The sequence below is a fragment of the Streptomyces sp. NBC_00390 genome, from assembly GCF_036057275.1.
Taxonomy (GTDB): Bacteria; Actinomycetota; Actinomycetes; order Streptomycetales; family Streptomycetaceae; genus Streptomyces.
Genome location: NZ_CP107945.1, coordinates 3,549,983 through 3,573,077 on the forward strand (window position 1 = coordinate 3,549,983; position 23,095 = coordinate 3,573,077).

A 23,095-nucleotide genomic window follows, 5' to 3' on the forward strand; every position below is an offset into this window, starting at 1 on the left:
TCTGTACGCACGGGAGTCTAGGCCCTGCTAAAGAGGGTGTAAGAGCCGTGTCACACATCGGACGGCCATCGAGCGGGCGCCGACCCCTCCTCGACCGGTCGCCGACCGCGCAACGGGTGGGGTTATCCCTACCACTTACCACCAATGGACCCCATGGCGTGCGGACGTCCGGCCCGGCAGGCTGACCCCATGACCGCGAGCGACACCGCCCCCGACAGCCACGACGTACCCGACCGGCCGCCGCCCGCGCGCCTCGCCTTCGACCGGTCGACCTGGAAAGAGATCGCGCATCTGCTGGCCAACCTGCCGGCGTCGCTGGTCGGCTTCGTCTACGTGACCGTCGTGATCTTCGCGGGCGCCGGGCTGTCGGTCACCGTGGTCGGTCTGCCCGTGCTCGCCGGCGGACTGGTCGGTGCCCGGGCGATCGGCCGGGCGGAGCGGGCGCGGGCCCGTGCCCTGCTGGGGGTACGGGTGGACGAGCCCAGCCCGCTGCACGGCCGCGGCGGCGCCGACGGCCTGCTCCACCGGCTGTGGTCGCAGCTCAAGGACCCGGTGGCCTGGCGCACGGTGCTGTACTCGTTCATCCGCCTGCCGTGGGGCGTTCTCACCTTCACCGTCACATTCGTGGGCCTGTTCGTCCTGTGGCCGGTGCTCCCCTTCATCGCGCGCGGCCTGGCCAACGCCGACCGGGCCATGGTGCGCGGCCTGCTGTGCCCGTCCGACGACCTGGAGCGGCGGATCGCCGAACTGGAGTCGGACCGGGGCGTGGTCGTCGACACGGCCGCCGCGGACCTGCGCCGTATCGAACGCGATCTGCACGACGGGGCCCAGGCCCGCCTGGTCGCCCTCGCGATGGGTCTGGGCCTGGCCAAGGAGAAGCTGCTCGAGGACCCGGACGCCGCGGCGGCGATGGTCGACGAGGCGCACGGCGAAGTGAAGCTCGCGCTCCAGGAGCTGCGTGACCTCGCCCGCGGCATCCACCCCGCCGTCCTCACCGACCGGGGCCTCGACGCCGCACTCTCCGCCGTCGCCTCCCGCTGTACGGCGCCGGTGACGGTGACCGTCGATCTTCGGACGCGTCCGGCGGCGGCGATCGAGGGCATCGCGTACTTCACCGTGTCCGAGCTGCTGCAGAACGTCAGCAAGCACGCCCGGGCGACCAGGGCCTCCGTGGACGTATGGCGCTCCGACAACCGGCTGATGCTCCAGGTCGTGGACGACGGCCGCGGCGGCGCCGGGTTGGACGGCGGCACCGGCATGTCCGGGCTCGCGGACCGGCTGGACGCGGTGGACGGACTCTTCGCGCTGCACTCACCGGTGGGCGGCCCGACGACGGTCACGGCGGAGCTGCCGTGGCGGGAGCGCGCCACCGGCTGACCGGCTCGGCGGTCGGTCGCCGGCCTTGCCCGCCGCCCACCGCCGCCCGCTCACCGCCGCCCGCCTGCAGTCCCCGCCCGCAGTCCGGCGCCACGCGCCGCCCGCCGACCGCACCGGCACGCGACACGCCGTTCGGTTGCGCGCGCGCCCGCCGTCCCGCGCCGCGCGTCTCCGGGAGCCGGACCCGCACGCTTCCCGTGCCCCGGCGCCCCCCTTCGCGGGGAGACAACCCGCTGGGCAGGGCGAGCACCACCCCCCGCCGGGTAGGGAAAACCCCCGCCCAAGACGGATACCGACCTCATGGTGCGCGGCGGGCCGGCCACGGGAGTCTTGGGACATGACAGCCCGCATACACCGGAACGGACGACGTCAATGGCCATGAACCACGGGTACGGACACGGAAGCGGATACGCACCGGAGCCCCGGACCCGCCGCCTCCCGCCCCTCCTGCGCGCACCCGTCGAGGGCCGCACCTGGCGCGAGTTCGGCTATCTGATGCTCAGCCTCCCCATCAGCGTCGCCGCCTTCAGTTTCGCCGTCACCGTGACCTCACTCGGCGCCGGACTGCTCATCACCTTCCTCGGCATCCCGGTCCTCGCCGCCGGCCTGGCCGCCCTGCGCGGCTACGGCGCCCTGGAGCGTGCCCGCGCCCGCGCCCTGCTCGGCCTGGAGGTGGCCGACCCGGCGCCGGTGAGTGCCCGTGGCCGGGGCGGCAGGCCGAGCATGATGGGCTGGATCGGCGGCGTTCTGAGGAGCGGGGTGTCCTGGCGGCATCTGGTCTACTCCGTCGTCCACTTCCCCTGGGCCGTGTTCGCCTTCTGCGTGTCCTTGACGCTGTGGGTATCGGCCTGGGGATGTCTGCTCTACCCGCTGTGGCAGTGGGTCCTCCCGGTGTACGCCGGCCAGGACGGCATCCAGCTGTACGGCGACCGCACCCACGCCTTCTACCTCGACTCCCCCTTCGAGATCGCCGCGACCAGCGTCATCGGGCTGATATTCACCCTGATCACGCCGTGGATCATGCGCGGGATGACGAGCGTGGACCGTCTGCTGGTGGCCGGCCTGCTGGGGCCGTCACGGCTCGCCACCCGCGTCGTGGAGCTGGAGTCGGACCGGGGCGTGGTCGTCGACACGGCCGCCGCGGACCTGCGCCGTATCGAACGCGATCTGCACGACGGGGCCCAGGCCCGCCTGGTCGCCCTCGCCATGGATCTGGGTCTGGCCAAGGACAAAATGACACAGGATCCGCAGGCGGCTGCCCGGATGGTGGACGAGGCGCACGGCGAGGTGAAGGTGGCGCTCCAGGAGCTGCGCGACCTCGCCCGCGGCATCCACCCCGCCGTCCTCACCGACCGGGGCCTCGACGCCGCACTCTCCGCCGTCGCCTCCCGCTGTACGGCGCCGGTGACGGTGACCGTCGATCTTCGGACGCGTCCGGCGGCGGCGATCGAGGGCATCGCGTACTTCACCGTGTCCGAGCTGCTGCAGAACGTCAGCAAGCACGCCCGGGCGACCAGGGCCTCCGTGGACGTATGGCGCTCCGACAACCGGCTGATGCTCCAGGTCGTGGACGACGGACGCGGCGGCGCGGACGTCACGGCGGGCAGCGGCCTGGCCGGGCTCACCGGACGCCTGGACGCGGTGGACGGCGTCCTGGCCGTGGACTCCCCGGCCGGCGGCCCGACAACGGTGACCGCCGAGCTCCCCTGGCGCGGCTGATCCCCCGCGCCCCCGGGCACAGCCGCCCCGGCCCCCGGACACCGCGGATCAACCTCCGGCCCTGATCCCGCGTCCCCCGTAAAGACACCGTCCGCCCCGCGCATGGCCCGGACCTCGGCCCGGGCGCCGGCCCGAGCTGGAATGCTGGGCGCACGGGCCCACCGGGCACGCGGGGGACACATATCGACAGGGGGCGCGAGCGCAGTGGAGGACAGGGTGCGGGTGGTCATCGCCGAGGACTCGGTACTGCTTCGGGAGGGACTGACCCGGCTGCTGACCGACCGCGGCCACGACGTCGTGGCCGGCGTGGGGGACGCGGAGGCGCTGATCAGGACGATCGGCGAGCTGGCCGCACAGGACGCACTGCCGGACGTCGTCGTCGCCGACGTCCGCATGCCGCCCACCCATACGGACGAAGGTGTGCGGGCCGCCGTACAGCTGCGCCGCGAGCACCCCGGGATCGGCGTGCTGGTCCTGTCCCAGTACGTCGAGGAGCGGTACGCCACCGAACTGCTCGCCGACAGCAGCCGCGGCGTGGGCTATCTGCTCAAGGACCGGGTGGCCGAGGTCCGCGAATTCGTGGACGCTGTGGTGCGGGTGGCCCGCGGCGGTACCGCGCTGGACCCCGAGGTCGTCGCCCAGCTGCTGGGCCGCAGCCGTAAGCAGGACGTGCTGGCGGGTCTCACACCGCGGGAGCGCGAGGTGCTCGGCCTGATGGCGGAAGGCCGGACGAACTCGGCCGTCGCCAAGCAGCTCGTGGTCAGCGACGGCGCCGTCGAGAAGCATGTCAGCAACATCTTCCTGAAGCTGGGATTGTCCCCGAGTGAGGGGGATCATCGGCGTGTACTGGCGGTCCTGACCTACCTGAACTCGTAATCGACTGACAATGTGTCAGCTGTCGAGCGAAGCGGCAGCGTCAGAACCGAAGAATGAGTGGAGAGCGTCTTCATCAAGGGAACCCCGGGGGGCGAGCACGACATGGCAAACCAGGGCGCCGGAACTTCTCGGAAGGATGTCCGGCATATGAGCGGTCCGAGCAAGGCCACCCTTACAGCGACACTCGCGGACGTAGGGTGGCACTGGGGACGGCCGGTGGGCCGGCCGGGCCCGAGCAGCCGCCTCAAGGGAGGTCAAGTTCAGTGACGAGCCAGGTCAGCACCTCTGCCGAGCAGGCCGATGAGGCCAATGAGGCACTCGTCGGCGGGCAGCGCAAGCCCGCGGGCGAGAAGGAAGTCCGCCGACTCGACCGGGTGATCATCCGCTTCGCGGGTGACTCCGGTGACGGTATGCAGCTCACAGGTGACAGGTTCACCTCCGAGACGGCGGCGTTCGGAAACGACCTGTCGACGCTGCCGAACTTCCCGGCCGAGATCCGGGCCCCCGCCGGAACGCTGCCGGGGGTGTCCAGCTTCCAGCTGCACTTCGCCGACCACGACATCCTCACTCCGGGTGACGCACCGAACGTGCTGGTGGCGATGAACCCGGCTGCGCTGAAGGCGAACATCGCCGATGTGCCGCGCGGCGGCGAGATCATCGTCAACACCGACGAATTCGCCAAGCGGGCGATGGCGAAGGTGGGCTACGAGACCTCGCCCCTGGAGGACGGCTCGCTGGACGGGTACCACATCCACCCGGTGCCGCTGACGACACTGACGGTCGAGGCGCTCAAGGACTTCGGGCTCTCCCGCAAGGAGGCCGAGCGTTCGAAGAACATGTTCGCGCTCGGACTGCTGAGCTGGATGTACCACCGCCCCACCGAGGGCACCGAGAAGTTCCTGCGTACCAAGTTCGCGAAGAAGCCGAGCATCGCCGAGGCGAACATCGCGGCGTTCCGCGCGGGGTGGAACTTCGGCGAGACGACCGAGGACTTCGCGGTCTCGTACGAGGTCGCCCCGGCCAGTCAGGCCTTCCCCGCGGGCACGTACCGCAACATCTCCGGGAATCTGGCGCTGTCGTACGGCCTGATCGCCGCGAGCAAGCAGGCCGACCTGCCGCTCTACCTGGGCTCGTACCCCATCACCCCCGCCTCCGACATCCTGCACGAGCTGTCCAAGCACAAGAACTTCGGTGTGCGGACCTTCCAGGCCGAGGACGAGATCGCCGGTATCGGCGCGGCGCTGGGCGCGGCCTTCGGCGGCTCGCTCGCCGTCACCACCACCTCCGGCCCCGGTGTGGCGCTCAAGTCCGAGACGATCGGCCTCGCGGTGTCCCTGGAGCTTCCGCTGCTGGTCGTGGACATCCAGCGCGGCGGCCCGTCGACCGGCCTGCCGACCAAGACCGAGCAGGCGGATCTGCTGCAGGCCATGTACGGGCGCAACGGCGAGGCCCCGGTGCCGGTCGTGGCGCCGCGTACCCCGGCCGACTGCTTCGACGCGGCACTGGACGCGGCCCGGATCGCACTGGCCTACCGCACCCCGGTCTTCCTGCTCTCCGACGGCTACCTCGCCAACGGCTCCGAGCCGTGGCGGATCCCGGACATCGACGAACTACCTGATCTGCGGGTGCAGTTCGCGACCGGCCCCAACCACACACTGGCCGACGGCACCGAGGTGTTCTGGCCGTACAAGCGCGATCCCCAGACCCGTGCCCGCCCCTGGGCGGTGCCCGGCACACCGGGGCTGGAGCACCGTATCGGCGGCATCGAGAAGCAGGACGGCTCGGGGAACATCTCCTACGACCCGGCCAACCACGACCTGATGGTCCGTACCCGGCAGGCCAAGATCGACGGCATCCAGGTCCCGGACCTGGAGGTCGACGATCCGGCGGGCGCCACGACCCTGGTCCTCGGATGGGGTTCGACGTACGGGCCGATCACGGCCGCCGTGCGCCGGCTGCGCCAGGCCGGCATCCCCATCGCCCAGGCCCATCTACGCCACCTCAACCCGTTCCCGAGGAATCTCGGAGACGTTCTGGGGCGTTACGAGAAGGTAGTAGTGCCCGAGATGAACCTCGGCCAGCTCGCCACCCTGATCCGGGCGAGGTATCTGGTCGACGCTCACTCGTACAACCAGGTCAACGGCATGCCGTTCAAGGCCGAGCAGCTCGCCTCGGCCCTCAAGGAGGCCATCAATGACTGAGGCGCTCTCGCTGGTGCCCAAGGCCGAGGCCAAGCAGTCCATGAAGGACTTCAAGTCCGACCAGGAAGTGCGCTGGTGCCCCGGCTGCGGTGACTACGCGATCCTCGCCGCCGTGCAGGGGTTCATGCCCGAGCTCGGCCTGGCGAAGGAGAACATCGTCTTCGTCTCAGGCATCGGCTGCTCCTCCCGCTTCCCGTACTACATGAACACGTACGGGATGCACTCCATCCACGGCCGCGCCCCCGCCATCGCGACCGGCCTCGCCTCCTCGCGCCGCGACCTGTCCGTCTGGGTCGTCACCGGCGACGGCGACGCGCTCTCCATCGGCGGCAACCACCTCATCCACGCCCTGCGCCGCAATGTGAACCTGAAGATCCTGCTGTTCAACAACCGGATCTACGGCCTCACCAAGGGCCAGTACAGCCCCACGTCCGAGCTCGGCAAGATCACCAAGTCGACGCCCATGGGTTCGCTCGACGCTCCCTTCAACCCGGTCTCGCTCGCTCTCGGCGCCGAGGCGTCGTTCGTGGCCCGGACCGTCGACTCCGACCGCAAGCACCTCACCGAGGTGCTGCGCCAGGCAGCCGACCACCAGGGCACCGCGCTGGTGGAGATCTACCAGAACTGCAACATCTTCAACGACGGCGCCTTCGAGATCCTCAAGGACAAGGAGCAGGCCGAGAACGCCGTGGTCCGCCTGGAGCATGGACAGCCGATCCGTTTCGGCTCCGAGGGCGGCAAGGGCGTCCTGCGCGACGAACGGACCGGCGACCTCAAGGTGGTGCAGGTGACGCCCGAGAACGAGTCGCGGATCCTGGTCCACGACGCCCACAGCGCCTCCCCGACGACGGCGTTCGCACTCTCCCGCCTGGCCGACCCTGACACCCTGCACCAGACGCCCATCGGCGTCTTCCGCAGCGTCGAGCGGCCGGTCTACGACACCCTGATGGCCGACCAGCTCGACCTGGCCATCGAGCAGAACGGCAAGGGCGACCTGGCCGCGCTTCTCGCGGGCAACGACACCTGGACCGTCGTCGGCTGACGCCGCGTGATTCCGCCCGAAGGTCAGGAACGGTCGGCGTTCCTGGCCTTCGTCTCGTCTCAGGCGGTGCGCGCGGCCTGAACCGCGCCCACGCGCTATCCCTCGTTGCGCTGTTCCCTCCATGCGCTGTTCCCTCCATGCACTGTTCCCTCCATGCACTGTTCCCTCCATGCACTGTTCCCTCCATGCACTGTTCCCTCCATGCACTGTTCCCTCCATGCGCTGTTCCGTCCGGCCGCCGGCCCCCACACCTGCTCGGCGGCCTCCTTGCCGAGCCCGGCCACGGGCCGGACCGTCGCGCTCACCCGCGTACCGGCCGCCGCGCCCGCGACGGCGTCACTCGCACGCCCCGACAAGATCCGTCATGACCGTATGGCGATACGGGCATGACATCGGCCCTGTGTGCGGCGTACCTTCTTCGAGGTGACGCGCGCACGGTAGGAGGGTCAGTGAAGCCGCAGAACGAGCAGCGAACAGGGCTGTTGTACGGGATCGGCGCCTACGGCATGTGGGGTCTGGTCCCGCTCTTCTGGCCCCTGCTGAAGCCTTCCGGCGCGGTGGAGATCCTCGCCCACCGGATGGTGTGGTCACTGGTGGTCGTCGGCATCACGCTGCTGGCCCTCAAGCGGTGGGGCTGGATCCGCGACCTGCTGCGCCGGCCGCGCAAGCTCGGGCTCATCGCCGTCGCCGCGGCCGTGATCACCGTCAACTGGGGCGTCTACATCTGGGCCGTCAATGCGGGCCAGGTCGTCGAGGCGTCACTCGGCTACTTCATCAACCCGCTGGTCACCATCGCCATGGGCGTCCTGCTGCTGGGGGAACGCCTGCGCCCGGTGCAGTGGGCGGCGGTCGGCATCGGCTGCGCGGCCGTGCTGGTGCTGGCGATCGGCTACGGCCGGCTGCCGTGGATCTCGCTCACGCTCGCCTTCTCCTTCGCCACGTACGGTCTGGTCAAGAAGAAGGTCAACATCGGCGGACTCGAGTCACTGGCCGCCGAGACCGCGATCCAGTTCCTACCGGCACTCGCCTTCCTGGTCTGGCTGACCGCGGACGGCTCGGCCACCTTCGGCCTCCACGGCACGGGCCATGCCGCGCTGCTCGTCGCGACGGGTGTGGTGACGGCCGTGCCGCTGGTCTGCTTCGGTGCGGCGGCGATCCGGGTGCCGCTGTCCACGCTGGGGCTGCTGCAGTATCTGGCGCCGGTCTTCCAGTTCCTGCTGGGCGTCGTGTACTTCCGTGAGGCGATGCCGCCGGAGCGGTGGGCCGGGTTCGCGCTGGTGTGGCTGGCGCTGACCTGTCTGACCTGGGACGCGCTGCGCACGGCGCGGCGTACGAAGGCGAAGGCCCTGCGGCTGGCCGCGCAGGCGGAGGCGGCCGGGGCGAGTGCGGACGGGCCCGGTGCGGTCGCCGGCGCGGCAGTTGCTTCCACGACCGGTGCGGTGACGCGCCCGGAGCCGCAGGCCGAGACCACGGGCTGAGGGCCGCTCGGCCTCCCGGTGGGGCCGGTTGCGCCGGCTCGGGCACCGGGTTCCTTCCGGCGCTCCCCTCGGGCCCCATTCACCACCCCAACGGCTCAGTGCCCCCCGCGCACGCAGGCCGGGCCCCGATACCGGTGCTACGACCGGAGGAGCAGGCCCCGGTCACCCGGACCGAGGCCGCCGTGGAGTGGAGCGCCGGCGCCATGTCGCAACCCCTCGCACTGTCGATCGACTTCGGCCAGGGGATCACCGAGGCGTGGTCCGCGGTGGCCCGGTTCATTCCGAAGTTCATCGCGTTCCTGCTCATCCTGCTCATCGGCTGGTTCGTGGCCAAGATGATCTCCAAGGTCGCGGACCGGCTGCTGCGCCGCGTCGGCTTCGAGAAGCTCTCCGAACGCAGTGGTGTCGCCCGGACACTCGAAGGATCCCGGTACGACGCGACCGGGATCATCGTCAGGATCGTCCGTTACGCGATCCTGCTCATGGCTCTGCAGCTCGGCTTCGGGGTCTTCGGGCCCAACCCGGTCAGCGACATGATCGACGCGATCGTCGCCTGGCTGCCCAAGGCGATCGTCGCCTGCGTCATCGTCGTCGTGGCCATGGCCATCGCCCGGGCCGTGCGCGACATCGTCACCGGAGCGCTGGGCAACGCCTCGTACGCCAGGACCCTGGGGACCGCGGCCTGGGCCTTCGTCGTGGGCCTCGGGGTGATCGCGGCGCTCGGTCAGGCCGAGATCGCGACCTCCGTCACCGGCCCGGTACTCATCGCGGTGCTCGCCACGATCGCGGGCGTGGTGATCGTGGGGGTGGGCGGCGGGCTGATCCAGCCGATGCGGCACCGCTGGGAGCGGTGGCTGGCGATCGCCGAGTCGGAGGCGGGCCGTGGCCGGGTCACCGGGCCACCCTACGAACGAGGCCGCGCCGGACCGGCGGCGCGGCAGCCGCCGTACGATCGCGAACGCCCGCCTCGGGCGGCGGACCGGGAGCCCGGCACCGGGGGCGAGGAGGGACGGGGCGACGAAGAGCCCCCGGTTCTGGGGGACGGCCGCGATCCCATGTGAGCGCGGGCCGGAGGCCGGGGACCGGCGCCGATCGGGCCGCCCTCGCGGACGGGCCGGCGGACGGGGCCGACCGGCACCCGGGAATGACGTCCGCCGCCCGCTTCAGACGACCCCGAGCGCTTCCTTGACCTCGGCCGCCACCGCCTGCCAGTGGGCCCTGCGGCGCTCGCGCTCGTCCGCGTTCGCGAGATGCTCCTGGTGGAAGCGGAGCACGGCCCGCTCCCCGGACGCGGAGCGCCCGGCGGAGACCGCGACCTGGACGACGGTCGTGCCGTACGTCAGCCGGATCCGGTCACCGGGGCGGTAGCTGCGGATCTCGCCCGAGACACCGTCGGCCGTCCTGTAGGACTCCCCCGTCGCCGTCGGCAGCTCGACACCCTCGCCGAGCCAGAGCGCGACGCCCTCGGGACTCGCGATGAAGTCCCATACGGCGGACGGCGGCAGCGGGAGGGTACGGGACACACCGATCTCCCAGCCGGCGTCCTGGGTCAGCCCGACAGGCTTGCTGTTCATGGGGCTTCTCCGTTCCCCGAATTCGGTGCCGGTTCCGGTGTCGCTGTCGCTGTCGGCCCGGCGTGCGCGGTGGGTCCGCACCTTGCTGCGGTTGCCGCACCGTTCCATCGCGCACCAGCGGCGGCGGCCGGGGCGCGACGTATCGACGAACAGCAGAAAGCAGTCGTGCGCGCCGCATTCGCGGATGCGGCGCGCATACGGGCCGGTGAAGAGGTCGACCGCGTCGCGCGCGACGGTCGACAGCAACTGCTCCACGGTCGCGCCGGGGGCCCACTGCCAGGAACCGTCCGCGGCGACACGTGCCACGAGCGGGGCCTTCGCCGCCGCCTCGTTGACGGCTGCCAGATCGGCCGGGTCGAGGTCGCGGGCGTGGGCCCGGTCCGCGGTCATCCGGAACAGCGCGTTGCGCACCTCGCGTACGGCCGCCAGGTCCGCCTCCGCGACGGTCAGGTCCAGCCCGCCCGGCAGCCGGCTGGCCGCCACCCAGTCGTACAGGCCGGCCGGCTCCCCCAGCACTTCGTACCGTGCGAACGCCCCGGGCCCCCCGGTCGTCAGCAGCTCCAGGCACAGGGCTCCGGGGTCGAAGTGGTGCGGGCGGCCCTCCGGCGTGTGCAGGACCATTCCGGGCGTGTCCAATGCGACCTCCTACTGTAACCACTATAAATGGTTTCCATGACATTGCACTGGAAGCTCGTGATCGACGCGGCGGAACCGCACGCCCAGGCCGACTTCTGGGCCGGGGCCCTCGGCTATCTCGTCGAGGACAACAGCGCCCTGATCGACCAGCTCCTCGCGGACGGGGCGGCACCGCCCGAGGCCACGGTGGAATCGCACGGCCGCCGTGCCTGGCGCGATCTGGTCGCCGTCCGCCATCCGGACGACCCCTACGACCCGCAGAGCGGTATGGGCCTGGGCCGCCGCATCCTGTTCCAGCGCGTCCCGGAACCGAAGACCGTGAAGAACCGCCTCCATATCGACCTGCACTCGGCCCCGGGCAGCCGGCCGGCGGAGACGGCCCGCCTGGAGACCCTCGGGGCCACGGCCCTGCGGGAGGTGAAGGAGCCGGGCGGCGAGTGGGTGGTCATGGCGGACCCCGAGGGCAACGAGTTCTGCGTGCAGTAGGGCTTTCGCCGGGGCGGGCGAGCGGCCCGACGGCCCACAACGACCGGTCAGTGGCGTTCGCGTATCGAACGCCACTGACCGATTTACGCTCTTGACGGTGCGTCAGCATCTCGCTCACCATTCAGCACGCACAGCGCATCACAGCTCCAGCGCCCCGGGATCCGCCACCCCGGGGCGTCCTGCACGTTCCGTCCCATCCCCGTACGGAATCCGGAGCCCCCACATGAACCTCTCCGTTCCAAGACGCGCCGTCGCTGCCGCAGCATTCGCCCTGGCCGGGCTGCTCGCGTCCGTCGCGCCGGCCGCCGGCGCCGCACCGGCCCAGCCGGCCGCACCCGCGGACGCGCTCGCCGCACCCGACATACCGCTCGCCAACGTCAAGGCGCATCTCACCCAGCTCCAGTCGATCGCCACCGCCAACGGCGGCAACCGGGCGCACGGCCGGACCGGGTACAAGGCATCGCTGGACCATGTGAAGGCCAAGCTGGACGCGGCCGGATTCACCACCACCGTCCAGCAGTTCACCTCCAGCGGCGCCACCGGGTACAACCTGATCGCCGACTGGCCCGGCGGTGACGTCAACCAGACGCTGATGGCCGGAGCGCACCTCGACTCCGTCACCTCCGGTGCGGGCATCAACGACAACGGGTCGGGGTCCGCCGCCGTACTGGAGACCGCGCTCGCCGTCTCCCGCGCCCAGCTGCAGCCGACGAAGCATCTGCGCTTCGGCTGGTGGGGCGCGGAGGAGCTCGGACTGATCGGCTCGAAGTACTACGTCAACAACCTGCCGTCCGCCGAGCGTTCGAAGATCTCGGGCTATCTGAACTTCGACATGATCGGCTCACCGAACCCGGGCTACTTCGTCTACGACGACGACCCGACGATCGAGCAGACCTTCAAGGACTACTTCGCCGGCATCGGCGTCTCCACCGAGATCGAGACCGAGGGCGACGGGCGCTCCGACCACGCGTCCTTCAAGAACGTGGGCATACCCGTCGGCGGACTGTTCACCGGTGCGAGCCGCACGAAGTCCAGCGCCCAGGCCCAGAAGTGGGGCGGTACGGCCGGGCAGGCCTTCGACCGCTGCTACCACTCGTCCTGCGACAGCACGTCGAACATCAACGACACCGCCCTTGACCGCAACAGCGACGCGGTCGCCCACGCGATCTGGACCCTGTCGGCCGGAACGACGGTCCCGCCGGGTGACGTGTACGAGAACACGGCCGACGTGAGCATCCCGGACAACGGCACGGCCGTCACCTCCACCGCGGCCGTCACCGGCCGCACGGGCAACGCCCCGGCCACCCTCAAGGTCGGCGTCGACATCAAGCACACCTGGCGTGGTGACCTGGTCGTCGACCTGGTCGCGCCCGACGGCACCGCGTACCGGCTGAAGAACTCCAGCGGCAGCGACTCCGCCGACAACGTCATCGCCACCTACACGGTGAACGCCTCGAGCGAGGTGGCCAACGGCGACTGGAAGCTGCGCGTCCAGGACGTGGCCCAGTACGACACGGGCTACATCGACAGCTGGAAGCTCACCTTCTAGAGGCACACCGTCCAGGTCTCCCGGACGGGCGAGGACTGCCACCCCCCATCGACTGCATGCGTGTGCATATACTGCACACGCATGCAGTCACGTACGACGAGGGGGGAGATCTCCATGAACCGCAGGTTCCTGTTCCTGCTCGGCAGCAGCCGTGCCGACGGCAACACCGAGGCGCTGGCCAGGCTGGCCGCCGAGCAGCTGCCCGCCGGTGCCGACCAGCGCTGGCTGGACCTGACCGCCCATCCGCTGCCCGACTTCGTGGACCGGCGCCATGACGACGACAGCGGCTACCCCGCGCCCACCGGGCATGCAGCGACCCTGCTGGACGCCACCCTGGACGCGACCGACCTGGTCATCGCCTCGCCGCTGTACTGGTACTCCGTCTCCACCTCCACCAAGCGGTATCTCGACCACTGGTCGGGCTGGATGCGGGTCCCCGGCGTGGACTTCAAGCCGCGTATGGCCGGACGCACCCTGTGGGGCGTCAGCACGCTGGCCGACGCCGACCGGTCGGTGGCCGATCCGCTGGTCGGTACGCTGCGCAACACCGCCGCGTACCTGAAGATGCAGTGGGGCGGAGTGCTGCTCGGCAACGGCACCCGCCCTGGGGACATCCACCACGACGAGCAGGCCCTGACCGAGGCCAAGGAGTTCTTCCGGTCGGTGACCGTCACGCGGTGATGTCCTTGGCGGTGAAGCGCGCCCACGCCGCCGACCCGAACACCGCCGCGTACAGCCCCTGGAGACCGAGGTTCCTCAGCACCTCTTCCCCGTACAGCGGCTCCCGCATCAGGTCCGCGAAGGACAGCCAGTAGTGCGGGAAGAGGTACGGCTGGATCGCGTGCAGCTGCGGGATCGTGTTGAGGATCTGCACGGTGATCAGCAGCCCCACCGTCGTGGCCATCGCCGCGATACCGCTGCCGGTGAGGGTGGAGACGAACAGACCGAGCGCCGCGAAGCCGATCAGCGAGGCGGCCACGACGACCGCGATCGCGACGGCACGGGCCAGGCCCTCGCCGAAAGAGATCGTGGTGCCGGAGATCGTGGTGACCTCGCCGAGCGGGAAGAGCAGCGCCCCGACGGTGAGCGCGGACCCCGCCACCACCAGGGTCGCCACCAGGCAGAAGGCGCAGACGGCGGTGTACTTGGCGAGCAGCAGCCGAGTACGTCCGGCCGGGGCGACCAGCAGATAGCGCAGGGTGCCGGCGTTCGCCTCGCCCGCGATCGCGTCGCCCGCGACGACGCCGACCGCCATGGGCAGAAAGAGCGGCAGGGTCGCGGCGAGGGCGGCGAAGACCAGGAACAGGCCGTTGTTGGTGATCTGGCTGATGAACGCCGGACCGCCGCCACCGCCACCGCCGGCCGACCCGCCGTCGCCTGTCTCGATCTTCACGGCGATACCGATCAGCACGGGTACGGCGGCCAGCACACCCAGCAGCGCGAGCGTGCGCCACCGGCGGAAGGTCAGGGACAGCTCGGAACGCAGCAGCCCGAGCGTCCACAACGGGCTGACGGCGGCCGCTTCAGCCTGCGACATCGAATCCCTCTCCGGTCAGCGCGACGAACGCGTCCTCGAGCGAGGCGCGCTCGAGGCCGAACCCCCGCACCCGTACACCGTCCCGCACCAGCGCGGCATTGATCGCGGCCGTTTCCGTGTCCTGGTCGGGCAGCTCGCCGGTCACGTTCTCCCCGTCCACGCGCACCTCGGTCACGCCCTGCTCCTTGAGCACTCTCGCGGCGTCCGCGGGGTCGGGCGTGAGGACCGCCAGCCGGCCCCGCGCCCCTGCCGCGAGTTCGGCCACCGGGCCCTGGGTGATCAGCCGCCCCTGGGCCATCACCGCGGCGTGCGTGCACACCTGCTCGATCTCGTCGAGCAGATGCGAGGAGAGGAACACGGTGGTGCCGTCGGCGGCGAGCTCCCGCACGAGGGAACGGATCTCCCGCATGCCCTGCGGATCGAGTCCGTTGGTCGGCTCGTCCAGGACCAGCAGCTTCCTGGGCTGCAGCAGCGCGGCGGCGAGCCCCAGGCGCTGTTTCATCCCCAGCGAGTACGCCTTCGCCTTCTTGCCGGCCGCGGCGGACAGACCCACCCGGTCCAGCGCGGCCGCCACCCGCGTCCGGCGGGTGCGGGGATCGGCGGTCGGGTCGGCACAGTCGTAGCGCACCAGGTTGTCCCGGCCGCTCAGGAACCCGTACAGCGCCGGACCTTCGATCAGGGCGCCCACCTGTGGAAGTACTTTCCGCACCGAGCGCGGCACCGGGCTGCCCAGGACCTCGGCGCGGCCCGCGGTCGGTTCGATGAGGCCCATCAGCATCCGGATGGTGGTGGTCTTGCCGGAGCCGTTGGGGCCGAGGAAGCCGAAGACGCTGCCGCCGGGCACGCGCAGATCGAGGCGGTCGACGGCCAACTGCCCGCCCCCGTACCGCTTGGTCAGCCCGTGCGTCTCGATGACGGCCGTCATTGCGCTCCCTTGCCCGGTCAGCCTTCCGCCCCGCCGTACCCCGAGCGTACGGCGGGGCGAAAGCCCTTGACTCTGCTGCTACTTGTCTTCGTTCGCGGCCTTCACGAGCGCGTCCTTGGTGACGGCACCGACGTACATCGTGCCGTCCTCGGTCATCAGGGCGTTGACGAGGCGGGTCGAGAAGACCGTGCCCGAGCCGAACTTACCGGTGACCTTGTCGCCCAGCGAGTCCAGGAACTGCTGTGCCTCCGGCGGCACATCGCCGTCCTTCGCGCCGCCCTTCCGGTCGCCCTCGAAGTCCTCGGCTCCCGGCGCCTCGATCTTGGCGATCGAGGTCCAGCCCTCGCCGATGACGTTCGGCCCGGCAAGGTTCTCAAGGCCCTTGAACGCGTCGGGGGTTGCCTGCCCCTTGTCACCCTCGATCTCCTCGAGCTCCTCCGCCTCGGTCACCTTCGCCCCCTTGGGCGGGGTGAAGTCGAAGGTGGACGCGGCCGGCCGGGAGAAGTCGACCTTGGTGAAGCCGGCGTCGATCACGGCCTTGCCGCCGCTGCTCGGCGAGAGCGTGAACTTCAGCGGGGTGCCGGTCTCGGCGTCGACCGCGACGGTGACCGCGCCGACCGTCGAGCCTTGCTGCTTGGGCTTGATGACCAGCTTGTAGGCGTCGCGGCCGGCCACCTGCGCCGTACCGCCGACGGTCACGGAGGTGGTGTCGCCCGCGGCCTTCAGCGCCTCGTCGGCGAACTCCTTGGGCGTGGTGGGCAGGTCCCCCGCCGGGGCCTCCTTCTTGCCGTGCCGCTCGCCCCGGCCGTCGTCCTCGGCGTGGAAGACCTCGTTCGTGGCGCTGTCGTAGCCCCACACGTCGTCCCCGTTGTGGATCAGGCTGTACTCGGCCGAGTCCTCCAGGATGGAGAGCTTCTGCCGGTCCGGTCCGTCGGCCGCGATCCGCAGCGTGTGGGTGCCGGACGCGAGCTGCGTCAGCTTGGCCTCGGGGGACGCGGCCGACCCGTCCCCCTCGCCCTTGCCGCCCTCGGGGGCGAACGAGCCGGCGTCCAGGCCCGCGAGGCCGGCCAGGGAGGGCAGACCGAGGTCCGTGGTGATCTTCACCGTGCCGGAGAGCTGCTGGGTGTCCGACGCGGCGATCTTCTCGATGAGTTCCTGCGCGGTGATGTCCGGCAGATCGGGGTCACCGGAGGCAGCGAGCGCCGGGACCAGCCCGATGGTCGCCGCCGCCACTCCGGCCACCGCGACCGGGACGAAGTAGCGGGCGGCCCTGCGGCGTCCCGCTCCGAGGTCCTTGGCCTCTTCGGTGGTCTGTGCGCTGTCGTTCGGTGCCATGGTGTGCCCTGCCTCCGTGGTTGGTCAGGCGTCGTGTATTCATCTGACCAAATCGGGAGGGCGGAAGCGTCAGACCGCGGGCGCAACTTGGCGTACTGCTCCGGTATGACGAAAAGGCGCGGCGCCTCCCCCGACCAGTAGGGGATGCGCCGCGCCCATGACGCGCCGGACGGCGGCTGCTACTTCTGGACGAAGACGTAGTCGGCGCCGTACGGGACGCCGGCGATCGTGCCCTTGGCACAGCTGCCGGCCGGGGCGACGCCGCCCACCGTGTTCAGCCGGAGGATCTCCTGGGTGTGGGCGAACAGCCCCCGCTTCTTGCCGGACTGGGTGGCCTTCAGGTCCAGCTCGGGGATGTTCGTGGCGCCGTTCGGCGTCTTGCTGATCACGGCACCGGTGACGGCGCTGTGGTCAGGGGCGATCCACTGCGGCGTACCGGAGTTGGGTGCGACGAAGGAGTGGGCGATGTTCCCGCCGAGCACGGCGCGGACATCGCGCTGCTGGAAGGAGTACGTGCCGTCCGCGCCCTTCTTGCACTCGTAGATCTGCTTGCCCTTGACGACGGATGCCTGGAAGCCGAGAGCCTTGTCGAACCGGATGGAGCTCGTGACCTTGTGGAACTGGCCGCGGACGGCGCCGCCCGGGAACTCGGCGGTGTGCAGATTGGCGTAGAAGCCGTTCGGGTCGCCCGTGAACGCGGCGAGCACGGCCCTGTCCTTGACCCTGACGGTGCCGCGCACGGCGCCCGACCAGCCCTTGGCCTTGGTGCTGCCCTTGGCGAGCAGCTCGGTGAAGTCGATCTTGATGCCTCCGTTCGTGCCCTTCGCACCCTGGTGGATGTGGAGAGCGGTCGGCTTGCCGGTGCCGCGGAACTTCACCGCGACCGACACCTTGTCCCCCTGCACCTTCACGAACTCGAGCGCCGCGCCGTCGCGGTCACCGACGGCGGGGCCCTGCTGCACCGGAACCTCGTTGGCGCCGTTCAGGCTCGCCACGAAGAACGCCGCGTCCTTGCCGGACGCACCCGCGCCGGCGCCGCTCTGGACGGTCACGCCAGAGCCGCGGTCCCCGTGGGCGGCCTGCCGGGCGGAGTCCTTGCCGTCGGCCGCGAAGGCCGGCAGCACGGCGAGGGCCACGCCGGCGGCGGCGGCGACAGCGGTTGTACCGACAAGGATGGTCTTGGTGCGCTTCATCAGTAAATCTCCCCGTACCGATGCTGACGCCCTCTGCGTCAGCTTCTGGGCATGAGTACGGAGCGGATCTCAGATTGGACTCAATCCAACTTTGTGACCTGCGTCACAGATTCAGAAAGGGAATGCGAAGCTCCGCCGCAAGGTGTACAGCAGGTGAACCAGTGATGGAGTTACCGCGAGTACGTCAGCCCGCGCGGTGGACGACCGCGTCGCAGAGCTCCTCCAGCGCGGCCTTCGCGGCGCAGTCGGGCAGCGGTGCGAGCAGCGCCCGCGCCTCCTCCGCGTACCGCACGGTGTCCCGCCTCGCCTGCTCGAGCGCCGGGTGCACCCGCAGCCTGGCCAGCGCCTCGGCGTGCCGGGCATCGTCCGTCAGATCCCCGTCGAGCAGTTCGACGAGCTCCAGGTCCTCGGGCAGCCCGTGCTCCTCGGCCTGCGCGCGCACCAGCAGCACCGGCAGCGTCGGAATGCCCTCGCGCAGATCCGTGCCCGGCGTCTTGCCGGACTCGTGCGAGTCGGACGCGATGTCGAGCACGTCGTCGGCGAGCTGGAAGGCGACACCGAGCCGTTCGCCGTACTGGGTGAGCACCCCCACGACCCGCTCGTCGGCACCCGACATCATCGCGCCGAAACGGCACGAAACAGCGACCAGGGAGCCGGTCTTGCCGGCCATGACGTCGAGGTAGTGCTCCACCGGAGCACGGCCGTCACGCGGCCCCGCGGTCTCCAGGATCTGTCCGGTGACCAGGCGCTCGAACGCCACCGCCTGGATGCGTACGGCCTCCGGGCCCAGGTCGGCCAGGATGTGCGAGGCCCGGGCGAACAGGAAGTCGCCGGTCAGGACCGCGACCGAGTTGCCCCAGCGGGCGTTGGCGCTGGGCACACCGCGGCGCACATCCGCCTCGTCCATGACGTCGTCGTGGTACAGCGTGGCGAGGTGGGTGAGCTCGACGACGACCGCCGAGGGCACCACGCCCGGCGCGTACGGGTCCCCGAACCGGGCGGCCAGCATCACCAGCAGCGGACGGAACCGCTTGCCCCCGGCCTTCACCAGGTGCTGCGCGGCATCCGTGATGAACGGCACCTCGCTCTTGGTGGCATCGAGCAGTCCCGCCTCGACAGCAGACAACCCGGTCTGGACATCGGCCTCAAGAGCCTGGTCCCGCACGCTCAGCCCGAACGGCCCGACGACGGTCACGAGGGGTACTCCTGTCTGCTGACGATCACACGGATTGTCGATGTGTCGCTGTCATCACTCAAGTCAGCGTATCCGGTCGCCTTTCGATCACCATGAGCGCCTTCCCGCCTCCCCCGGTATGTTCGTGATCTGGCTATATGGCCAGGACTGGCTCATCTGTCCTGACCCGTGGTCCGGACACCGGTCAGCACTGCCGCCGAGGTCGCCATGCGCATCCGCACCGAGTTCCCCTACGAGACGGTCCACACGGATCTCCGCATCCCCCTTCCGGACGGCATCGAGCTGTACGCCCGCTTGTGGCGCCCCGTCACCGACGAGCCGGTGCCCGCTCTGCTCGAATACGCCCCGGACCGGCTGTCCGACACCAGCGCCGCCCGCGACGCCCAGCGCCACCCCTGGTACGCGGGCCACGGCTACGCCTCCATCAGGGTCGATGTGCGCGGACACGGAAACAGCGAGGGCCTGCCCGGCGACGCGCGCGACGCGACGGAGATCGTCGACGGGGCCGAGGTGGTCGGGTGGCTGGCCCGGCAGCCCTGGTGCAACGGCCGGGTCGGCATGTTCGGGATCGGCCGCGGCGGCCGCAGCGCACTGCGCATCGCCGCGCTGACGCCGAAGGCGCTGCGGGCCGTCGTCACGGTCTGCGCGACGGACGACCCGTACGACAACGACGGGATCTTCCTGGGCGGCGCGGTGACCGCCGCCGGACTGCACGCCGGGAACGCCGCTCTGCTCGCCGACGCGGCCCGCCCGCCGGACCCGCGGTTCGCCGGGGACGCATGGCGCACGCAGTGGCTCCAGCGGCTGGAGGCCCTCTCCCCTCCTGTACACACCTGGCTGAGCCATCAGCTCCGCGACCAGCACTGGCAGCACGCCTCGGGGGGCGGGGACCACGGGGCCGTCGAGGCGGCGGTACTGGCGGTGGGCGGCTGGCACGATCCGTACCGCGACACCGTGCTGCGGCTCGTCGGGCAACTGCCGCCGGAGCGCGTACGCGGGCTGATCGGCCCCTGGCCGCACGAGTACCCGGACAGCGGCCTGCCGCCGGGGCCGGCGATCGGGTTCCTGCAGGAGACGCTGCGCTGGTGGGACCGCTGGCTGAAGGGTGATTCCGACGGCTCCGCCGCCGCGGGGGGCACCGGTGGGCCGGCCGAGCCGCTGCTGCGCTCGTGGATCGGGGGAGCGCATCCGCCCGCGACCGCCTACACCGAGCCGCCGACGGGCCGCTGGGTGAGCGACGACGCCTGGCCGTCACCCCGCACCGCCGTCGTTCCCTACGCGCTCGGCGGCCCGCCCGTCGTCGTCGACTCGCCGCAGCACACCGGCATGGACGCGGGCCGGTTCCGCCCGCTCGGGCAGGACGCCGATCTGCCGCCGGACCAGCGCTCCGAGGACGCCCGGTCGGCGTGTTTCGAGTTCCCGGTCGGCGACGAGGCGATCGAGGTGCTGGGCCGCCCGCGGGTCACGCTGCGGCTGCGCCTGGACGTGCCGTACGGCCAGGCCGTCGCCCGGATCTGCGACATCGCCCCCGACGGAGCCGCCACCCTCGTCAGCCGTGGCGTCCTCGATCTCGCCGCCCGCCACGGCCGGGACCGGGCCGTGAAATGGCCGCCGGGATCGACCGAGGAGGTGAGCTTCGAACTGGGCGCCATGGGTCACGGGTTCCCGCCCGGACACCGCATCCGGCTTGCCGTCTCCTCGGCGTACTGGCCCTGGATCTGGCCACGCGCCGGTGCGGCGGGCTTCACCCTCGACCCGGACGGCTCCCGCCTCGAACTGCCCGTACGCGAGCCGACCGCGGACACGATCACCTTCGACGAACCCGAGCACGCCGAACCTCTCGGGGTGAGCGTCCCGGCCACCCTCGACGCGCAGCCGCCCCCGCTGCTGGTGACCCGGGACGTCGCCGAAGGCGAATGGCGCATGGAGTGCGATCCGTGCCCGCGCGGCACGCAGGTGTTCCCGGACGGTCTGGAGCTCACCGAACAGGCCCTGGAGACCTACACGATCCACGAGGACGACCCGCTGTCCGCCCGTGCCAGGACCCGGTGGACGGTCCGGCTGCACCGGCCCGAGCTGTCGTGGGACGTACGGATCGAGATCCGCTCCGAGATGAGCTGCGACGCCGTCTCCTTCCGTACCAGCGACGAGGTGGTGTGCCGGCACGGCACGGAGATCGTCTTCCACCGCACCTGGGAGAAGCGCATCCCCCGCCTCGGGGGATGACCACGCCGTCGGGCAGCGGGCAGGCACGGTGCCGCGGCGGGGCGGCGTCCCCGTAACGTGTCACCCACACCCGTGGAAAGCGAGGCAAGCACCGATGCCCGAGCAGAGCCCGCTCGATCTGGCCGAGGGCGATCCCTTCGGCCCGCACAACCTGCCGTACGGCGTCTTCACCACGGCCGACGAGCCGGAGCGCCGCAGGCTCGGCGTCCGCATCGGCAGTCATGTACTGGACGCCGGGGCGGCCGCCCACGCTCTCGGCTCCCCCTACGCCGCGCTGCTGGCGCAGCCGTCCCTCAACCCGCTGCTGGCGGCGGGCCGCACCGCCTGGCGCGATGTGCGGCGCGCGCTGACCGCCTGGGTCAGCGTCCCCGCGCACCGGCCCGACATCGAGCCGCTGCTGCACCCGCTGGACGCGGTGACCCTGCACCTCCCGTACGAGGTCGCCGACTACGTCGACTTCTACGCGAGCGAGCACCACGCGACCAATGTCGGCCGGATCTTCCGCCCGGACGGCGACGCGCTCACCCCCAACTGGAAGCATCTGCCGATCGGTTACCACGGCAGGTCCGGCACGATCGTCGTCTCCGGCACGGACGTGGCGCGCCCCGCCGGGCAGCGCAAGACCCCGGCCGACGCCGCTCCCCTCTTCGGCCCGTCCGTGAAGCTCGACATCGAGGCGGAGGTCGGCTTCGTCGTCGGAACCCCCTCCGAGCGGGGCCGGCCGGTCGCTCTCGGGGACTTCCGCGACCACGTCTTCGGGCTGTTCCTGCTCAACGACTGGTCGGCGCGCGACATCCAGGCCTGGGAGTACGTGCCGCTCGGCCCCTTCCTCGGCAAGTCCTTCGCCACGTCCGTCTCCGCGTGGGTGACCCCGCTGGAGGCCCTGGACGCCGCCCGCACCGCCCCGCCCGCACGCGACGTCGATCTGCTGCCGTATCTCGACGACTCGGCCGACGAGGAGCCGGGCGGCTTCGACGTGCGCATCACGGTGTCGATCAACGGCCAGGTGGTCGCCGAGCCGCCGTTCGCCACCATGTACTGGACGGCTGCCCAGCAGCTCGCCCATATGACGGTCAACGGCGCCTCGCTGCGCACCGGCGACGTGTTCGGCTCCGGCACCGTGAGCGGCCCGGAGGTCCACCAGCGCGGCTCGCTGCTCGAACTCACCTGGAACGGCCGCGACGCCCTCGAACTCCCCGACGGCAAGCGCACGTTCCTCGAGGACGGCGACGTGGTGACCATGACCGCCTGGGCACCCGGCCCGGACGGTGTCCGCGTCGGCCTCGGCGAGGTGACCGGCCGGATCGCCCCCTCGGCATGACCCGCGGCGTCCGGGATCTCGTCGCCGCCGCGTCACTCGTGCTGCTCCTCGCCGGCTGCTCGGCCGCACCGAGCCCGGCGGAGCAGTACGAGGACGGCTATCGCTACGGCCGCGACGAGATCCCGGACGGCCACGTGGGCACCCCGTCCTCCCAGGACGACCTGGCCGGAGCGGACGCGGAGTGCGGCGAGCACGCGGAGACCGACGGGGTGGAGCCCTTCCCGCCCACGGCGGACTGGATGAACGGCTGCCAGGACGGCGCGCGCGGCCTGCCGCCGTCGCCGTACCCCGGCGCGGACACGAGCCGTGGCACGAGCGGGGCCCCGGGCCGCAACTGAGTGGCAGATCTTCGCCGCCGATCGACAAACACGCAGGTCAGGCCCTCACTGTCGGGGCCTCAGGTGGCGCAATACTGCGGCAACACC

The 23,095-nt window shown here is 71.1% G+C and carries 20 protein-coding genes and 1 pseudogene; 14 read left to right on the forward strand and 7 right to left on the reverse strand.

Translation table 11 applies throughout. The features are described 5' to 3' along the window. Nucleotides 1-189 precede the first annotated feature (189 nt). The 8 genes from OHS70_RS15210 to OHS70_RS15245 all read left to right on the forward strand — a co-directional run bounded on the left by OHS70_RS15210 (nucleotide 190) and on the right by OHS70_RS15245 (nucleotide 9,754). A complete protein-coding gene (locus OHS70_RS15210; RefSeq protein ID WP_328397715.1) occupies nucleotides 190-1,377 on the forward strand; it encodes a sensor histidine kinase in 1,188 nt (395 codons plus the stop codon). A gap of 372 nt (nucleotides 1,378-1,749) precedes the next feature. Then, nucleotides 1,750-3,096: a sensor histidine kinase gene (locus OHS70_RS15215; RefSeq protein ID WP_328397717.1), complete on the forward strand. Its 1,347-nt coding sequence runs from the start codon at nucleotides 1,750-1,752 to the stop codon at nucleotides 3,094-3,096. Between the two features lie 216 nt (nucleotides 3,097-3,312). Further along, entirely contained in the window at nucleotides 3,313-3,972 is a 660-nt protein-coding gene (locus OHS70_RS15220) for a response regulator transcription factor (RefSeq protein ID WP_328405640.1), read from the forward strand. 263 nt (nucleotides 3,973-4,235) lie between these two features. Next, entirely contained in the window at nucleotides 4,236-6,173 is a 1,938-nt protein-coding gene (locus tag OHS70_RS15225; RefSeq protein ID WP_328397719.1) for a 2-oxoacid:acceptor oxidoreductase subunit alpha, read from the forward strand. Then, nucleotides 6,166-7,215: a 2-oxoacid:ferredoxin oxidoreductase subunit beta gene (locus tag OHS70_RS15230; RefSeq protein ID WP_328397720.1), complete on the forward strand. Its 1,050-nt coding sequence runs from the start codon at nucleotides 6,166-6,168 to the stop codon at nucleotides 7,213-7,215. The genes OHS70_RS15225 and OHS70_RS15230 overlap by 8 nt, the downstream gene beginning before the upstream one ends. 201 nt (nucleotides 7,216-7,416) lie before the next feature. Continuing rightward, complete coding sequence (locus OHS70_RS15235) at nucleotides 7,417-7,605, forward strand: hypothetical protein (protein ID WP_328397722.1); 189 nt, start codon at nucleotides 7,417-7,419, stop codon at nucleotides 7,603-7,605. A 59-nt stretch (nucleotides 7,606-7,664) separates the two neighbouring features. Beyond that, complete coding sequence (gene rarD, locus OHS70_RS15240) at nucleotides 7,665-8,693, forward strand: EamA family transporter RarD (protein WP_328397724.1); 1,029 nt, start codon at nucleotides 7,665-7,667, stop codon at nucleotides 8,691-8,693. A 203-nt stretch (nucleotides 8,694-8,896) separates the two neighbouring features. After that, nucleotides 8,897-9,754 carry a mechanosensitive ion channel family protein gene (locus tag OHS70_RS15245; protein ID WP_328397726.1) on the forward strand — a complete coding sequence of 286 codons (858 nt, stop codon included), beginning with the start codon at nucleotides 8,897-8,899 and terminating at the stop codon, nucleotides 9,752-9,754. Between the two features lie 102 nt (nucleotides 9,755-9,856). Here OHS70_RS15245 and OHS70_RS15250 read toward each other — a convergent pair whose 3' ends face one another. After that, nucleotides 9,857-10,267 (reverse strand): SRPBCC family protein, encoded by a 411-nt coding sequence (locus OHS70_RS15250; protein ID WP_328405642.1) that lies wholly within the window; start codon nucleotides 10,265-10,267, stop codon nucleotides 9,857-9,859. 117 nt (nucleotides 10,268-10,384) lie between these two features. Further along, nucleotides 10,385-10,888, reverse strand: a pseudogene (locus OHS70_RS15255) (CGNR zinc finger domain-containing protein); the annotation flags it as partial. Between the two features lie 51 nt (nucleotides 10,889-10,939). On the opposite strand from OHS70_RS15255, the gene OHS70_RS15260 reads away from it, so the two are divergent. The 3 genes from OHS70_RS15260 (at nucleotide 10,940) to OHS70_RS15270 (ending at nucleotide 13,619) form a co-directional block, all read left to right on the forward strand. After that, complete coding sequence (locus OHS70_RS15260) at nucleotides 10,940-11,389, forward strand: VOC family protein (protein WP_328397728.1); 450 nt, start codon at nucleotides 10,940-10,942, stop codon at nucleotides 11,387-11,389. A 223-nt stretch (nucleotides 11,390-11,612) separates the two neighbouring features. Beyond that, nucleotides 11,613-12,938, forward strand: a complete 1,326-nt coding sequence (locus OHS70_RS15265; RefSeq protein ID WP_328397730.1) for a M28 family metallopeptidase — start codon at nucleotides 11,613-11,615, stop codon at nucleotides 12,936-12,938. 114 nt (nucleotides 12,939-13,052) lie between these two features. After that, nucleotides 13,053-13,619, forward strand: coding sequence for a flavodoxin family protein (locus OHS70_RS15270; protein ID WP_328397732.1), 567 nt, complete (start codon nucleotides 13,053-13,055; stop codon nucleotides 13,617-13,619). Here the strand turns inward: OHS70_RS15270 and OHS70_RS15275 are convergent. From OHS70_RS15275 to OHS70_RS15295, 5 genes are all read right to left on the reverse strand, one after another. Further along, nucleotides 13,609-14,475 (reverse strand): ABC transporter permease, encoded by an 867-nt coding sequence (locus OHS70_RS15275; protein ID WP_328397734.1) that lies wholly within the window; start codon nucleotides 14,473-14,475, stop codon nucleotides 13,609-13,611. The two genes, OHS70_RS15270 and OHS70_RS15275, sit on opposite strands and share 11 nt — an antisense overlap. After that, nucleotides 14,462-15,400 (reverse strand): ABC transporter ATP-binding protein, encoded by a 939-nt coding sequence (locus OHS70_RS15280; protein ID WP_328397736.1) that lies wholly within the window; start codon nucleotides 15,398-15,400, stop codon nucleotides 14,462-14,464. The genes OHS70_RS15275 and OHS70_RS15280 overlap by 14 nt, the downstream gene beginning before the upstream one ends. Nucleotides 15,401-15,478: 78 nt before the next feature. Continuing rightward, nucleotides 15,479-16,735: a LolA family protein gene (locus OHS70_RS15285; protein ID WP_328397738.1), complete on the reverse strand. Its 1,257-nt coding sequence runs from the start codon at nucleotides 16,733-16,735 to the stop codon at nucleotides 15,479-15,481. 179 nt (nucleotides 16,736-16,914) lie between these two features. Continuing rightward, nucleotides 16,915-17,928, reverse strand: a complete 1,014-nt coding sequence (locus OHS70_RS15290) for a CHRD domain-containing protein (RefSeq protein ID WP_328397740.1) — start codon at nucleotides 17,926-17,928, stop codon at nucleotides 16,915-16,917. A gap of 184 nt (nucleotides 17,929-18,112) precedes the next feature. After that, the gene (locus OHS70_RS15295) at nucleotides 18,113-19,123 is read right to left on the reverse strand and encodes a polyprenyl synthetase family protein (RefSeq protein WP_328397742.1); all 1,011 of its coding nucleotides are present in this window, start codon (nucleotides 19,121-19,123) and stop codon (nucleotides 18,113-18,115) included. A gap of 207 nt (nucleotides 19,124-19,330) precedes the next feature. On the opposite strand from OHS70_RS15295, the gene OHS70_RS15300 reads away from it, so the two are divergent. The 3 genes from OHS70_RS15300 to OHS70_RS15310 all read left to right on the forward strand — a co-directional run bounded on the left by OHS70_RS15300 (nucleotide 19,331) and on the right by OHS70_RS15310 (nucleotide 23,008). Then, the gene (locus tag OHS70_RS15300) at nucleotides 19,331-21,349 is read left to right on the forward strand and encodes a CocE/NonD family hydrolase (protein WP_328397744.1); all 2,019 of its coding nucleotides are present in this window, start codon (nucleotides 19,331-19,333) and stop codon (nucleotides 21,347-21,349) included. A gap of 94 nt (nucleotides 21,350-21,443) precedes the next feature. After that, nucleotides 21,444-22,670, forward strand: coding sequence for a fumarylacetoacetase (gene fahA, locus OHS70_RS15305; RefSeq protein ID WP_328397746.1), 1,227 nt, complete (start codon nucleotides 21,444-21,446; stop codon nucleotides 22,668-22,670). Then, complete coding sequence (locus OHS70_RS15310) at nucleotides 22,667-23,008, forward strand: hypothetical protein (RefSeq protein WP_328397748.1); 342 nt, start codon at nucleotides 22,667-22,669, stop codon at nucleotides 23,006-23,008. Before fahA ends, OHS70_RS15310 begins: the two co-directional genes overlap by 4 nt. Nucleotides 23,009-23,095: the final 87 nt, after the last annotated feature.